The organism is Gordonia sp. NPDC057258 (genome assembly GCF_042668985.1).
GTDB classification, from domain to species: domain Bacteria; phylum Actinomycetota; class Actinomycetes; order Mycobacteriales; family Mycobacteriaceae; genus Gordonia; species Gordonia hongkongensis.
Genome location: NZ_JBHUXZ010000012.1, coordinates 125,343 through 138,190 on the forward strand (window position 1 = coordinate 125,343; position 12,848 = coordinate 138,190).

Genomic DNA, 12,848 nt, shown 5'->3' on the forward strand with positions numbered 1-12,848 from the left:
GGGAACACTGTTATGAAAACGAAGCATCGACTAGGAGTATCGGCCGCGGCTGCGGCAATGGTGTGTGGCGCCGGACTGCTCACCGCACCCACCGCCGACGCGGCGATGGTGACGATCTACCCCAACTACAGTGACGCCAACTGTCTGGGCCGGGGGTCTGTGAGCAGCCTGCAAGTTGCGGCCTCTCCTGGGAACTCCACTAACTGGCGTCCAGGACGCTGGACTGCCGTTACCGCACCCGCCGGTAGGAGCGTACAGCTCACCGCCAACTTGTTCTGCAAGACTTGGTACGGCGCAGGGGCGTACCGCACCGCGATCAAGCGAGTCACCGTCGTCGCGAACAAAAGCTACTACTTCTAGGTCATCCCACGCCTTCACTCCGCTCCCGCGCATCTAAGTCCCTCATCTAGGAAGTTGCCCGGCGTGGGGGCGGTGGTGGACGCTCCGATGTCAGAGGACGACCGACCGTGCCGGCGGCTTTGGTAGACGGTCCAGCAGATCAGGCGACCAGGAGCGGTACGTTTCTGGCCTATGAACAAGGGTTAACTGGCACAATTGAGTTGTATGACGACAGACAGCAAAAACCTCGGACGACTACGCCGGGTGGCTAATCCGCGCAGTGTGTGGTCGTCGGAAGCTGGTGATTTCACTCCCTGGTTAGCCGAGAACATCGATGTTTTGGCCGAGGAACTCGGCATGACGTTGACCGTTGTGACGACCGAGGTTCCAGTCGGTGAGTTCTGGCTCGACATTCAAGCTGAGGACGAAAGCGGGCGCACCGTAATCGTCGAGAATCAACTAGAACGTACTGATCACGGACATTTGGGGCAAAGCGTAGTCTACGCAGCGGGTCTGGATGCAAGTGCGGTCGTGTGGGTAGCTACTCGATTTCGCGAGGATCACAGAAGTGCTATGGATTGGCTCAACGAACGAACTGACAATACTGTCGGTTTTTTCGGGGTCGAGGTGAGTGTTGTACAGATCGGGGACGAAGGTCCCCGTGCCCCAGTGTTTACTGTAGTCTCTCGTCCGAATGACTGGCAGAAGTCTGTAAAATCGGCCGGCGGCGCCGACGTGGAGTCGGTTAATCCAGTCAATGCGGACCGCCAGGATTTCTTTGCGGACGTCCTGGGCGCTGTGAACAAACATCGACCAAGTATTCGTGTGCCTGCCCGAAGCCGCTACAACTGGACGAGCTTCGCGTTTGGACCCTTTGGGAATTGGGGACTGTCTATCGCCAACGACAAATTACGTATTGAGGCATATCTAGATCTCAAAGATCGCGACTTAACCAAAAGATTATTTGACCAATTTTATCTTGAGCGAGATACATTGGAGGCGCGGGTCGGTGCTGGCGCGTTTAACTGGGAACGCTTAGATGATAAACGGGCCTGCCGAATTGCTGTCTATCACTCAATAAGTCTAGAGGACGACAAACAGCGTCAGCAGGCTGAGGCGTGGGCCGAAAGCACACTAGTCTCGATGTACGACGCTCTCAACGAGCACCTACGCACTGCGGCAGGCGTGGTGCGGGCAGCCGCCCTAGCTGCAAATGACCCGCCTAGTGAGCCTGCTGGCGGGCCCGTCGAACCGGCTGGGGAACGCCGAGGCGCCGACTAGATGGTGGCGCATCGGCGAGGACGATCTCGGGGCCATTGAGGCGCGCTCAAGTGGCCCACCTGCGTTCCGTGCCTCGCGAAGTGCGCGGTCGTAGTTCTGGATGGCGACCCGCTCGAAGACGAACTGCTGGACGATCGCGGTGGTCGTGGGTTTCTCCCTCGAGGGGGTGACTCTGCCGCCAGTCGCCGAGCGCTAGAAGGTCGACACCGAAGGCTTGCCGCGGATGTTCGCGCGCTTCGTTGATGTCGTTGCGCACAGCCTCCAGCTCGCGGCCGAGGCGATCCACCAGACGGAGGGCGCGCCGCAGGTGATGATCGCGTTGCTCTTCAAGAAGCGTCACGCACTGCGCCCAGGTGGGTACGGCGTCGGCGGGAATTAGAAGTGCCCCGAGCGACCTCGTTGTGCGTGCGGCAGCAGTTCGTCGGTGACCACGTTCGCTATGTGCCTAGACAGCGAACCAAACTCGGGGAGAGCGCATGAGATTGCTGTTTTGTATTGGTCTGGTGCTCTGGCTCGGAGCGACGACTGGCTGCGAGACATCGACAAACAGTTCATCAGCGGTACCAGCGAGTTCGTCAACCAAAGTTGAGCCGACGCCGACGACCGCAAGCCCGCCCACCTCGCAGGCTGAGATTGAGCCACCCAGCTCGGCAACTAGCCGGCCGACCGAGCCACCGCCGCCGGTCCTGACGTTCCGCGAAGTGCTCAAACCAGCTCCCGAGCCCCTACTCGTTCCTGAACCGACCTCGCTGGGCGCGCCCGGTGCTCGAGTAGAAGTCGGTGGAAGCTGGAGCGGCGAAATTGAGGTAGCGGGAGCGGGGTGTGTCGCCAAGTACGGATGGGATGGTGGCGCGGGAAAACCCGCAACTGAGCCCGCGTTGTGGGAGTTCTTCGCAGGAACCGGCGTCGCCGGTTCAGGCGCCGTGAACGTCAAGTGGGGAAAGGACGACCGTGCCCCGACGGTCACGATCAGCTTCCGCGACAGCGGAGGAACCGCGTGGACGGCCTCTGCTTTAGGCGAGGGTAGCGGGACGCGAGGACCATATCGCTACGCAACAAGCCCGGACAATCGAACCGTTTCATTCTCAGGAGTAGGTGTCGCTCAACCCGAGGGGCCGCTAGCGGGTGATCGAGCGATCAGCCAGATCTCCACGTAACGATCACTGGAAAAATCACATGCCAAGAAATAGAGCACGTGTGTGACGCTGAAACGGTCAACGACGCAATGCGGTGGGGCTCGATGTCGTCCACCGGACTACGTTGTCACCCGACATACAACCGCCAGAGGAGGGCTAGCGCACGGCCCCTACCTGCGGAAATGTCATAATACCCGGTATCGGAACTCGAAATTAGCTGCGGCAGAATGGAATTAGACGATATGAACCCGGCGGCACTCACGTGCGGTCCTTCCAGCGCTCGTTGGCTGATTGTCGGGTCATGCCGGTGGCCGCGCCGATGTCGGCCCACGAGCGACCCAGCCGGCGGGCCTTGGCCACCGCGGCGTCAAGCAGTGCGTCGGCGTTCCTGCGGGCATCCACGGCGGCCCGGATCTCGTCGTCGACGTCGATCGGGTCGAGATGGTCGCGCTGCCACACCGCTCGAGCGGCCTCTGCGACCTCGGGGCGCTCGTCGGCGTGGACGTCGGTGTCGGGGGCGAACACGCGATGCCGGGCAAGGTCCTCGAGGGACGCTGAGGGCACCCGCGCCCACTGGACGGGATAGGCCCAGGTCGACACTTCGGAGCTGGATCGGTTGGCGCAATCGCAGGACAACAACCAGCCGACAATCTCGGCCGACGGCCGCAAACCATCCTCGCCGCGCCGGGCCGGCTCGACGAGCTCGTAGTCCACACCGTCGACCATCGTCGACCCATGACTCTTGGTCCCGTCCTCGAACACCGCCACCAACGCCGCCTCGTGCAAGTGCGTGTCGCGTTCGTGCATCCAGCCCATGCAGATAGGGTAGACCCATGATGTCAGGATAACCAGACATCCAATCTGCTCGACGTCAGGTTTACCTTACATAAGGTAGATTATCGGCTCTCGGAAATAGTCTGGGGACAGGCACTTAAGTCGTTGAGTTAACATAAGCGCCTGCGCGCTGCGCTACATGATTTGCCACCAGTGACAAAGTGCCAAGCCGATCAGCACTGTAAGAAGACATGCCTGCGCCGGCGTTCGTGTTGCGGGTATGTGGGCCGTACGCAGCAGGGGGCCGAAACTGTTGACCTGGGTGCCGTCTCGCCAGATCGTGAACACGCTGGGTGTCCTGCTCAGCTCACAGCACCGCTAGCGTCTGGAAGCCGCGTCCCGAGTTCGAGTTTCCGCTGATGGCTCGTAAGATCCCAATTGCCCAAACCGAAACCGTCTTGACAGCAGCAAATTTCGAATACAAACAATCGCTCGCAGTGTCCTCCGAACAGACGAACTCAGTCACTCACATTATCGCTGTGACCAGGTCCATGCACGTCAGTGACCCGACGTCATGGCCGTCGTCCGAGGCCATCGCGAAAGCCTTCTGAACCTCTCCTCGGATGCGTAAGATCTCGCGAATGGGTTCGACTAAGGCCAAGAACGACGACAACTCCGTCTTCTGGGTTGGAGCCATCCTGCTCGGACTCGCGTTCTTGGCGATAGCTTGGCCGTACTTCCTCGGGACATGGATCGCCGTGAACGTACTGGGAGCGGACAACCCATCCCCAGCGCGAACTGCGACCGGTTGGGTCCTGGAGGGCATTTGGCTCGCTGGGCTTGTATCCGTCGCGGTGTGGTCCTGGTGGAAGGAAGAGACAAAGAAGGCCGAAGCCCGACAGCGCGAGATCGAGAAAGCTGAACGAGCTGCCGCCAAGCGACAGCAGAAGGTGGACTTCGGTCCCGAGGGGTTCGCACTCTACGAAGAAGCCGAAACGTGGGTCGCTACCATCACCGGAACCGAGGCCGCTCGAACCGGTTGGCTCGGGGACCCGGCCGACTTCGACTTCCACGCCGACCTCAAGGCAATCGCGGACAACCTCCGCCGGGCACACGAGATTCGCAGCGTGACGACAGATGCCTCCTCGCTCAGAAACTTCAACGAATCCGACAAGCAGATGTTGCAAGACGCGCAGCGTGAGGTAGCTCGGTTAGAGAGGTCGATCCAGGAGCGAGTTGCGTTGATCGGCAAGTGCGCAGAGGAGGCCGTCGACATTGACCGCGCTCTGCGTGAGGAGCGCGAGAACGTGGAGATGGCGAAGCAACGCGAAGAACTGCGCGGCCGTCTTGGCCCGATGCTGTACGGCGCTCACAAGACGCCGTCAGAAACCACATCCGAGGCCGCCGATGTCGTGACAGCGCGCGCCACCGCATTCCACGAACTCAAAGCCATCATCGACACACACCGCCTCGACGACATCGGCGAGCAATAGGCCGCGGCTGCTCGTCGACCGTCCGTCGGATCAGGAGCGGCCTCGCACCGTCCATTGCCAGTCTGGGAACTCGGTTTCGATGCGGCGGACCACGTTACGGACCCAGGACGACATTCCCGAGCATTCCGAGTTGTGAGTCAGTTGGGTCCCATCGTTCGTTCAGACGACGGGTGATGCCACCGATCTCAAAGTACCGATCCCCGAGGGGGTATCGGGGGTTTGCCTGGTGACCGTCGAGTAAGGAGCCGCCTGGCGGCCGTTGGTGCTTACCGTGAGGGTGTCCGCTCCTGTTTAGCTGTTTAGCGCGGACATCGGGCGTGTCGTGAACGGCACGCCGCGGTGGCGGGGCTCGCGGCCGGGGGAGGACGCAGCCCCGCCACCGTCTCGCCGCTACTTCCGAGCGGACGCGTCACGTCACTCGCCACGGGTCGCCGCACAGTAGCGTTGTCGCCGGTCTTCTGCCGGTAGCGTGAAGGAATGTCGATCCGTTTGACTACCTTGTTTCCCGACGGTTCGGTTCCCGATCGCGAATGGGTACTGGGCCAATCGATTCGGTTCGATCCGGCTGCGGTTCGGACACGCTTGCCGGATGCTGCGATGTGGCCTGACGAGCTCGACAGTGTGTCGGCGGGCAGTGGGCGCTATCGACTGGTTTCGCGCCGCGATGTCTTTGAGGTCGCAGCCCGAGCGGTGCAGGACGGGTCGCCGATCGCAGCGGCGCAACTGCACGTGGCGTGTGTGGTGTGGGGTACAAGTCCGGGCCTGACGATGGTGCGGGCGCTGCGTCCCCTCAGCCAGCCCAACGCCGCAGACAAGCTCGCCAAGGCGCTGGCCGTGGTGCGGTCTGAGGGGCCGGTTAGTGCTTACAGAGCCCTCAGCGGACGCAACCGGTTGAAGATCACCGGACTGGCGGCAGGTTTCTTCACCAAATTCCTCTACTTCGGCGGGTACGACGCGAATGCGTTGATGGGCCGCCCGCTGATCTATGACAGCAGGGTGGTCGACAGTCTGCGTCGAGTGACCACAGACACGTGGGAGATCGACGGCCCGGCTGACATGTACGGCCGCTACCTTGATCTGGCCGCGGACTGGGCCCACGACTTCAACACCGCCCCCGATGTCATCGAGCGAGCACTGTTCGGCCGCTGATGGTCCCGTCCCTCGACGTAGGGTCTAGGTCCCGAAGCAACCGACGATCACTGGCCCGATGAGCTGGCATCGGCACTGAACGCATCCTTGCCGAAGCCATGGCCGTTCGCTACGTTCGCGAAAAGGGATCGACACCACCAGGTGCGGTTTGTTGGGGAGGGATCATCGTGGCCGATCATGACGTGCGGTTCAGCGCCAGCAGGGTGCGCGTCGCGGGCATCGACTTCGAATTCGATGTCGCGATCGACGGCAAAACCCTTGGCACCCTCTACGTTTCCGAGGGCAATCTGCAGTGGCGACCGAAACACGGACAGAAGCGCTCGGCGTCCATTCCGATCTCGTGGAAGGAATTCGCCGAATGGGCCGAATCGTAGCCCGCAAAAGAACTCCCCGGACCGGCGGCACCGGCAACACCGACGGCCGACGAGTGCAGTTGAGCCTGCTACAGCCGTGGCGGCAAGCCGTAAATAGCTTCTTCCCTGGCGACGACGACGACCCAGATGTTGACGATCTCGTCTGGCTGACCCCACGAACGTATGCTGCCGGCGACATCATGGTGTACGTGGTCGACGCCCCCAGCCCAGCGATCATCAAGATCGACACCCTGTCCCGCGGCTCGGAGGACGATGGCCTGAACGCCGAACCCGACTTAGAGTGGGGCCCCTTCGACCAGGGGTTGTCGCTGCGGGCGATCGAAAAGCGGTTAGGCGACACCCTGCCGGAGGCGCCGGTGACGATTACCGATGACACCCTGGGCCAGCAGTTTCTCGCCGCGATTGACGCTGAAGAGGCCCACCCCACGCCGTGGCGCGAGGTCGACGACTCCTGGTGTCGCTGGCATTCGGCCGACGACCCGCCCGGTGCACCGTTCGGGCCGGCCGACTGTGTCGGCTGCGGTCGAGGGTTCACCGAAGATCTGCCTGCCGAATCCCACCAACGCAACGTCGGCGACGACGAGGACCCCGCGTTTGCCGACGGCTCCCCGGTGGCGGTGTGTTCCGATTGTCACGACCGGTTGCATCAACCCCTGCCGGTCAGTCTCGCTGATCTGGTCTGCGCGCGGCGGCCGTTGTGTCCGTCGTGTTCTGCCGAACGCACCCTCGAAGTGATCTGGGGAATGCCTGGTGGCCCTCCGGGGCCAGGTGTCGCTCTTGCCGGCTGTGTCATCACCGGATCCACCCTGGAATACCGGTGCGCCACATGCGGCTATGAATGGTCTGACGATGACACTGCCTATCCCGTCGCGCACGCCGCCGGCGGCGGGGACCGCGTTCGAGCCCGCCTCAGCGACTACCCACCTGGCGACTTCCCGCCGTCGCGACGTCAACAACCGGGCCGCCTCGTCGTCGGGCGCTACCATCCCCACCATGTCGATGGGGCATGGGAATCGGGCACCCGGCACCTGATCATCGGCGAGGACCGCAAACACTACATCGTCGACCCCACCACCCTGCGATGGGCCGACCCCACCACAGACGGCGATCTCAGTCCGCCACTCGACTAGCACCCCAGGGCACGTTCCGTCGACACCGCGCAGGTGATCAGTCGGGCAGTAGGCGCGAGGCGGCAATGCCGAAGTGGTCGGCTATCCGGTAGAGCGTTCCGATGGTGATGTTCTCGCGCCCGGCTTCGATCGCCGACAGGTGGGTTCGGTGCACGCCAACAGCTTTGGCTACTTCGGCCTGCGTCTGACCGCGGCTGGTTCGCGCGTCGCGCACACGCTGGCCCAGCTCCTGAAGTCTCTCCACCGTGTTGACTATATCCCACACGCATGTAGACTAAAACCATCACCGCTGATGTTTGGTGGTGAACCTTCGCTGCCGACTCGGGCAGAAACAAGAGTGGTCCGCGGGTGCTGGAACACCCACGGACCCGACGCACACCACGGAAAGGGCCGTGACATGCACCAATGCTCCACTCTAATCGAACAAGCCTCCGGCTATCTCGCCGCCGACCACACCATCCGCCGCATCACCCCGACCGCCCGGGCGAACGCCGCAGCGGCGATCCTTGCGCACTACCCGCCGACCTCGGCGTTCGATGACGGATTCCGGCAGCGACTCTTCGAGTTCGCTCCCCCCATGGCATCTGTCGATCATCGAAAGGGGCAGTAGGCCAATGGAGTTCACTGCTCTCGGAACCCTGGCCGACGTGGCACCCCTCAAGCCGGAAGCCCCTGAGGCCTTCATGCAGGTGGCGTCCAATCTCGGATGGGGGGCCTCGATCCTCGGGGTGGTCATCCTGTTGGGGGCGGGCCTGCGAGCCGCCATTGCGAAGAACTCAGGCGAAGTCACCGACACCGTCGCTCCACTTGCGATCGGCGGTGTCATCCTGTCCTCCGTCGGACTGGTTCTGACTCTGGTCGGCCCCGATTCGGATCAGGACAGGCAGCCAACCTCCCCCGACGCGTCCCCCGTGCCGACGCCGCCGGCCCCGGCCGAGCCGACACCGTCGGCACCCGAGGCGCCCACCGACTACACGACGCTGTGGATCATCTGCGGAGCCGTCGCGGCCAGCCTCATCGTCATCGCTGTCGCAGTTCTCGCCTACCACAAAGTGAGCCAAGCACGTTCCCACCGAGCCGTTCTGGTGAAGAGTGTGCGTGCTCAGTGGGTCAAGGCGGCCGACATCCTGGGCTCCGTCGACGCCGAGTACGCCGCCTATCACGCCGACCTCGCAGACCGGCTGTTCGCGCGCCCACTCCTCGACGACACCAACGATCCCCGCACCGCGGCGTTCCTCGACGCCTACACCGCGGCCCACGCTGCGGCCTACGACTCCTGGCCCCTGGACAGAGACCTCGCCGACCGTGCCGTCGCTACCGCCCTCGCTGCCCGCGACGCATGGGACAGTGCCTCACGCCATGCCCGCGACACCGGCCTGAACATCCAGCCCGCCAAGCGTGGAAAGCTCACCCGAGCACGCAAACTGCTCGACCAGGCACTGGACCCGACCATCACCGACGCCTACCGCGACAACCTGCTCGACCGCATCACCACACTCATCGCCGAGGCCGGCGCACGACGCATCCCGCCGGTCCGGGCGCTCGTCGCCGAGTCCGTGCAACGCCAACTCGACACCCAGGCCAAGCGCCCGCAACTGCAACGATGACCCAGCTGACGGGCGATTCGGGCGCGCGATGCACGCCACGGCGTCGGTGCGGCATGTTATGCATACACAAAGACAACACCCGAATCGCTCTCGAAGAAGGACCCTTCGACCTACAAGGAGAAACATGAACTGGGTGATCTGGTCCCTCAACGTGGCCGTCATAGTCCTCGCGATCGCCGTCATCGCCTTATGGAGATTCCCCATCGGCAACTTCGGTTGGTTCCAACGCCTACTCCGCGCCCGGAAGCGAGCCCTCGCCGAAGGCCACACAGAAGACTGGCATGACGACGCCTGGTACGACGCACTCGCCGCACACGGTATGCGCATCAACGATCCAGACGCCCCGCTCGCACCCGCCGGCCACGAGGCAGAGTTCACCAGGCGCCACCCTGGGCCGACACCGCCGCCGCGGCAGCCCGCAAGCATGGTCAACCCCATCCTCGCGCTCATCGCTGTAGCCATCGTGGCCACGGTCAGCACGCTGGCGCTCAACTAGACCATCAGGAGACCACCATGTGGACTTATCAGTGACCAGCAACAGGTTTGCTCTCAAAGGCCACGCGAACTGTCACCCACCCCGCGAGGAGAGATCCCCTCATGAACTTGCCTTCGGCCCACAGCGTCCTGACACCCCGTGAGTTCGCGGCTCTCCTGCGCGTTGACGCCCGAGCCCGTCGACGACGAGTCCGTCTCACTCATAACCTCGACTACGAGACGTTCTACGCCGGGCTCGCCAGCTCGATCGACGACCAGCCCGACAACGTCGAGTTGGCCCGTAAAGTGCTCACGCTCTGGAACAAGGACCAGAACTGGTTGCGAGCACGTCGCACACGAACCTTCGCGATCGCCTCGACCGGCGACATCTGACCACCGATCACCACCACCGATCACGAAGGACGTTCTTCTGAGTTGCCACACCCAAACCGAAGATCGTTCCTCACAGGATAGGAGGGGAGGGCGGCGAGCTCCCCCGAATGTGCAGCCCCCTCCCCTCCGTCCTGGTTACGCGCGACGGCGACCAGCCGGTGTGGGTCTTCACTGAGGGTCGTGGAGGGTTAGTGCCCGATCTGGTGAAGTAGTTGCGAGATCGGCACTTTCAGCGCTTCGGTGATGCGCGCCAGGGTGATGATGGTTGCTCGCCGCGATCCGTCTTCCACGCCGCGCAGCATGTTGCGCTCGACGCCGGCCTCGAGACCCAGGGCCCGCTGACTGAGGCCCAGTTCCTCGCGGCGAGTCGTGATCGCTTCTCCGAGAGCGCGTAGCAATGCAGGTTCGTCGATGTCGACGGCCATGACGGCTCCTCCTCCCCTGTCGCCCGCCAGGTCGGCGGGCGCACTCGGCGTGGCTGAGCCTACCGGCGAGGTCGCCACGGGCGGCAGCACGACGGCGGTGCGCCCGGTCGGCGCGGGACAGCTGCTCACTGCGCGGGTTTCACGATCGTCAGAGTCAGCTGGTCGTCGTCGATGTGCTCGTCGAACTCCTCGACAGCCGGCCAGTGGTCACAGACGTACTGGTCGCGCTCGGAATCGTCCATCGCTGCCCACTGCTCGGGCAGCGGGCCGACGTAGCGCTGCACCCGGCGTACCAGATACGACCGCTCGACAACCTCGGTGCGCGCCAGTTCGGGCATCGCTTGCTCGACCAGCCCGACGAGGGCGGCGGCCGCGTCATGTTCAGCGTCGACATTGCCTGCGAGGTCGCAGGTTTGGCGCCACCGCTCGATGCCTGCGGCGATTGCTCGCGCATGAACGCTCATCGGTGTTGCCGCGCAGGTGTTTTCGGTGGTCGTGGCCATGTGCTGCTCCTTCTTTCCTCCGTGCCTCAGTGGTTGCCTATAGGCTACCGTTAATGGTAGTCTATAGGCAACCACTAAGGATGGAATGAGCGAGGAAACGACGATCATGGGGCACATCATCTCGAAGACAGCGGAACACCGACCGGCGCTGCGCCGCAGACGATTCCGCCACGACAATCCGACCGCGCTGGACTTGTTCTCAGGATTTGGCGGATTCACCCAGGGCATCGAGGCCGCCGGTTTCGACACCATCGTCGGGGCCAACCACAACCGCTACAAGGTCGAGGTGCACGAGGCCAACCATCCGCACGTCGAGCACTGGATCGCTGATCTGATCAACACCGACTCCGACACCTACCACTCGGTGCGTGAACTCCCGGTAGCCGACCTACTGGTCGCCGGGGTGACCTGCACCAACCACTCCCAGGCCAACACCCAGCGTGCCTACGAACAGGGACTGACGTTGTTCGACTTCGACGACCCCGAGTTCGAGGAACGCGCCACCCGGTCCGAGCGGGACCGCGCAACGGCCAACTGCGTGCTGCACTACGCCGATCAGCACCACCCCCTGCTGATCCTGGTCGAATGCACCACCGAATTGCAGTCCTGGGGACCAGCGGTCCCCGGCCGACGCAAGGTCGGCGACGGGTCGACGTATCGGTGGTGGCTGCGCGAGATCACCAAGCTCGGCTACGAACACAAGGTGCTCTACCTCAACTCGATGTTCTTCGGCGTCCCCCAGAGCCGGGACCGGCTCTACATCGTGTTCTGGGACCGCACACTGCCCGCCCCCGACCTCGACCACCGCCCCCAGGCGTGGTGCGGTCCCTGCGACGAGGCCGTCGAGGCGATGTGGGCGTGGAAGACCGGCGTGCCCGCCAGCGGATCGGTGCGCTACGGCAAGCAGTACAACTACCGCTGCCCGCGCTGCTTCGGCGAGGTCTCCCCCACCGCCACACCCTCGCTGACCGCCTTGGACCTCACCCACCTGGGCACCCGGATCGGCGAGCGGACCAAACCGCTGGCCCCGGCGACCATGGCCCGCGCCGAGCGGTGCCGTCAGAAGTTCGCCGAGTTCCCCGCCGTGCTGATGCCGGCCAAAGCCCAACGCGGCGTGGAACGCCACCCGCTGCAACCGATGGCCACCCAGACCTCGCAGCAAGAGACCGCGCTGCTCAGTACCGGCGCCATCATGGTCGCCGCCGGAAATACCTTCGAGCGCCCCGGATCGCAGTGCCGGACCCGAACCCTGGGGCAGCCGCTGTGGACCCAGACCGCCACCAACGCCACCGGCCTGCTCACACCCCCAGTCGCCATGGCCATCAACAACTTCCAAGGCGCACCACGCGGCCTCGACGAGGCCCTGCCCACCCAGGGCGGCTCGGAAACCCTGAGCATCGTGTCCTCGGGTGTGGTGCCCTTCCGCAAACACACCACCCCGACCAGCCACGCCCAGGCCATGCCGACAGTCACCGCCGAACAGAGACCCGGCCTGCTCACCGCGACCGGCGACCCCGCCCTGCTCGCAGGCTGGTTCAAACAGAACGGCAGCACCGGCACCGAAACCGCCGCGCACCCGCTCACCGACCCACTGGGCACCCTGACCAGCCGCGACACCACCGCCCTGCTGGCCTCCCACTGGCGCGACGCCCTCGCCGAGATCCCGCTCGATGAGTGCTTCTTCCGCATGATGACCCCGCACGAGGTCGGCCGCGGCTGCGGATTCGACCCCGACTTCGGCGACCACAAAGGCACCTTCACCGTCTGGGG

15 protein-coding genes are annotated in these 12,848 nt (G+C 63.8%); 11 read left to right on the plus strand and 4 right to left on the minus strand.

Annotated elements, in window-relative coordinates; translation table 11 throughout:
• Positions 1–564: 564 nt before the first annotated feature.
• Positions 565–1,620 carry a DUF4268 domain-containing protein gene (locus ACFUEJ_RS11425; RefSeq protein WP_388029478.1) on the plus strand — a complete coding sequence of 352 codons (1,056 nt, stop codon included), beginning with the start codon at positions 565–567 and terminating at the stop codon, positions 1,618–1,620.
• 223 nt (positions 1,621–1,843) lie between these two features.
• Positions 1,844–1,999 (plus strand): hypothetical protein, encoded by a 156-nt coding sequence (locus tag ACFUEJ_RS11430; RefSeq protein ID WP_388029481.1) that lies wholly within the window; start codon positions 1,844–1,846, stop codon positions 1,997–1,999.
• Positions 2,000–3,014: 1,015 nt separating this feature from the next.
• Here the strand turns inward: ACFUEJ_RS11430 and ACFUEJ_RS11435 are convergent.
• Positions 3,015–3,572, minus strand: a complete 558-nt coding sequence (locus tag ACFUEJ_RS11435) for a hypothetical protein (protein WP_388029483.1) — start codon at positions 3,570–3,572, stop codon at positions 3,015–3,017.
• 599 nt (positions 3,573–4,171) lie between these two features.
• Between ACFUEJ_RS11435 and ACFUEJ_RS11440 the strand changes: the two genes are divergently transcribed.
• From ACFUEJ_RS11440 to ACFUEJ_RS11455, 4 genes are all read left to right on the plus strand, one after another.
• Positions 4,172–5,023, plus strand: coding sequence for a hypothetical protein (locus ACFUEJ_RS11440; protein ID WP_388029486.1), 852 nt, complete (start codon positions 4,172–4,174; stop codon positions 5,021–5,023).
• Between the two features lie 477 nt (positions 5,024–5,500).
• Positions 5,501–6,172 (plus strand): hypothetical protein, encoded by a 672-nt coding sequence (locus ACFUEJ_RS11445; RefSeq protein ID WP_388029489.1) that lies wholly within the window; start codon positions 5,501–5,503, stop codon positions 6,170–6,172.
• A 98-nt stretch (positions 6,173–6,270) separates the two neighbouring features.
• On the plus strand, positions 6,271–6,546 hold the full coding sequence (locus ACFUEJ_RS11450; protein WP_388029492.1) for a hypothetical protein: 276 nt from the start codon (positions 6,271–6,273) through the stop codon (positions 6,544–6,546).
• Positions 6,531–7,676, plus strand: coding sequence for a hypothetical protein (locus tag ACFUEJ_RS11455; protein WP_388029494.1), 1,146 nt, complete (start codon positions 6,531–6,533; stop codon positions 7,674–7,676). Before ACFUEJ_RS11450 ends, ACFUEJ_RS11455 begins: the two co-directional genes overlap by 16 nt.
• Positions 7,677–7,713: 37 nt before the next feature.
• On the opposite strand, the gene ACFUEJ_RS11460 is transcribed toward ACFUEJ_RS11455, so the two are convergent.
• Positions 7,714–7,920, minus strand: a complete 207-nt coding sequence (locus ACFUEJ_RS11460) for a helix-turn-helix transcriptional regulator (protein WP_307814827.1) — start codon at positions 7,918–7,920, stop codon at positions 7,714–7,716.
• Between ACFUEJ_RS11460 and ACFUEJ_RS11465 the strand changes: the two genes are divergently transcribed.
• The 4 genes from ACFUEJ_RS11465 to ACFUEJ_RS11480 all read left to right on the plus strand — a co-directional run bounded on the left by ACFUEJ_RS11465 (position 7,825) and on the right by ACFUEJ_RS11480 (position 10,150).
• Positions 7,825–8,286 (plus strand): hypothetical protein, encoded by a 462-nt coding sequence (locus ACFUEJ_RS11465; protein ID WP_257881381.1) that lies wholly within the window; start codon positions 7,825–7,827, stop codon positions 8,284–8,286. The genes ACFUEJ_RS11460 and ACFUEJ_RS11465 overlap by 96 nt on opposite strands.
• 4 nt (positions 8,287–8,290) lie before the next feature.
• Complete coding sequence (locus tag ACFUEJ_RS11470) at positions 8,291–9,283, plus strand: hypothetical protein (RefSeq protein ID WP_388029497.1); 993 nt, start codon at positions 8,291–8,293, stop codon at positions 9,281–9,283.
• Positions 9,284–9,407: 124 nt separating this feature from the next.
• Positions 9,408–9,779, plus strand: a complete 372-nt coding sequence (locus ACFUEJ_RS11475; RefSeq protein WP_058253460.1) for a hypothetical protein — start codon at positions 9,408–9,410, stop codon at positions 9,777–9,779.
• A 101-nt stretch (positions 9,780–9,880) separates the two neighbouring features.
• A complete protein-coding gene (locus ACFUEJ_RS11480; RefSeq protein WP_058253459.1) occupies positions 9,881–10,150 on the plus strand; it encodes a hypothetical protein in 270 nt (89 codons plus the stop codon).
• Positions 10,151–10,338: 188 nt separating this feature from the next.
• On the opposite strand, the gene ACFUEJ_RS11485 is transcribed toward ACFUEJ_RS11480, so the two are convergent.
• Together ACFUEJ_RS11485 and ACFUEJ_RS11490 are read right to left on the minus strand one after the other, a co-directional pair.
• Entirely contained in the window at positions 10,339–10,575 is a 237-nt protein-coding gene (locus ACFUEJ_RS11485) for a helix-turn-helix domain-containing protein (RefSeq protein WP_388029501.1), read from the minus strand.
• A 125-nt stretch (positions 10,576–10,700) separates the two neighbouring features.
• The gene (locus tag ACFUEJ_RS11490; protein WP_388029503.1) at positions 10,701–11,078 is read right to left on the minus strand and encodes a hypothetical protein; all 378 of its coding nucleotides are present in this window, start codon (positions 11,076–11,078) and stop codon (positions 10,701–10,703) included.
• A gap of 85 nt (positions 11,079–11,163) precedes the next feature.
• Here ACFUEJ_RS11490 and ACFUEJ_RS11495 point away from each other — a divergent pair.
• Positions 11,164–12,848: DNA cytosine methyltransferase (locus ACFUEJ_RS11495; protein WP_388029505.1), on the plus strand; the 1,685-nt coding region annotated here is incomplete at its 3' end.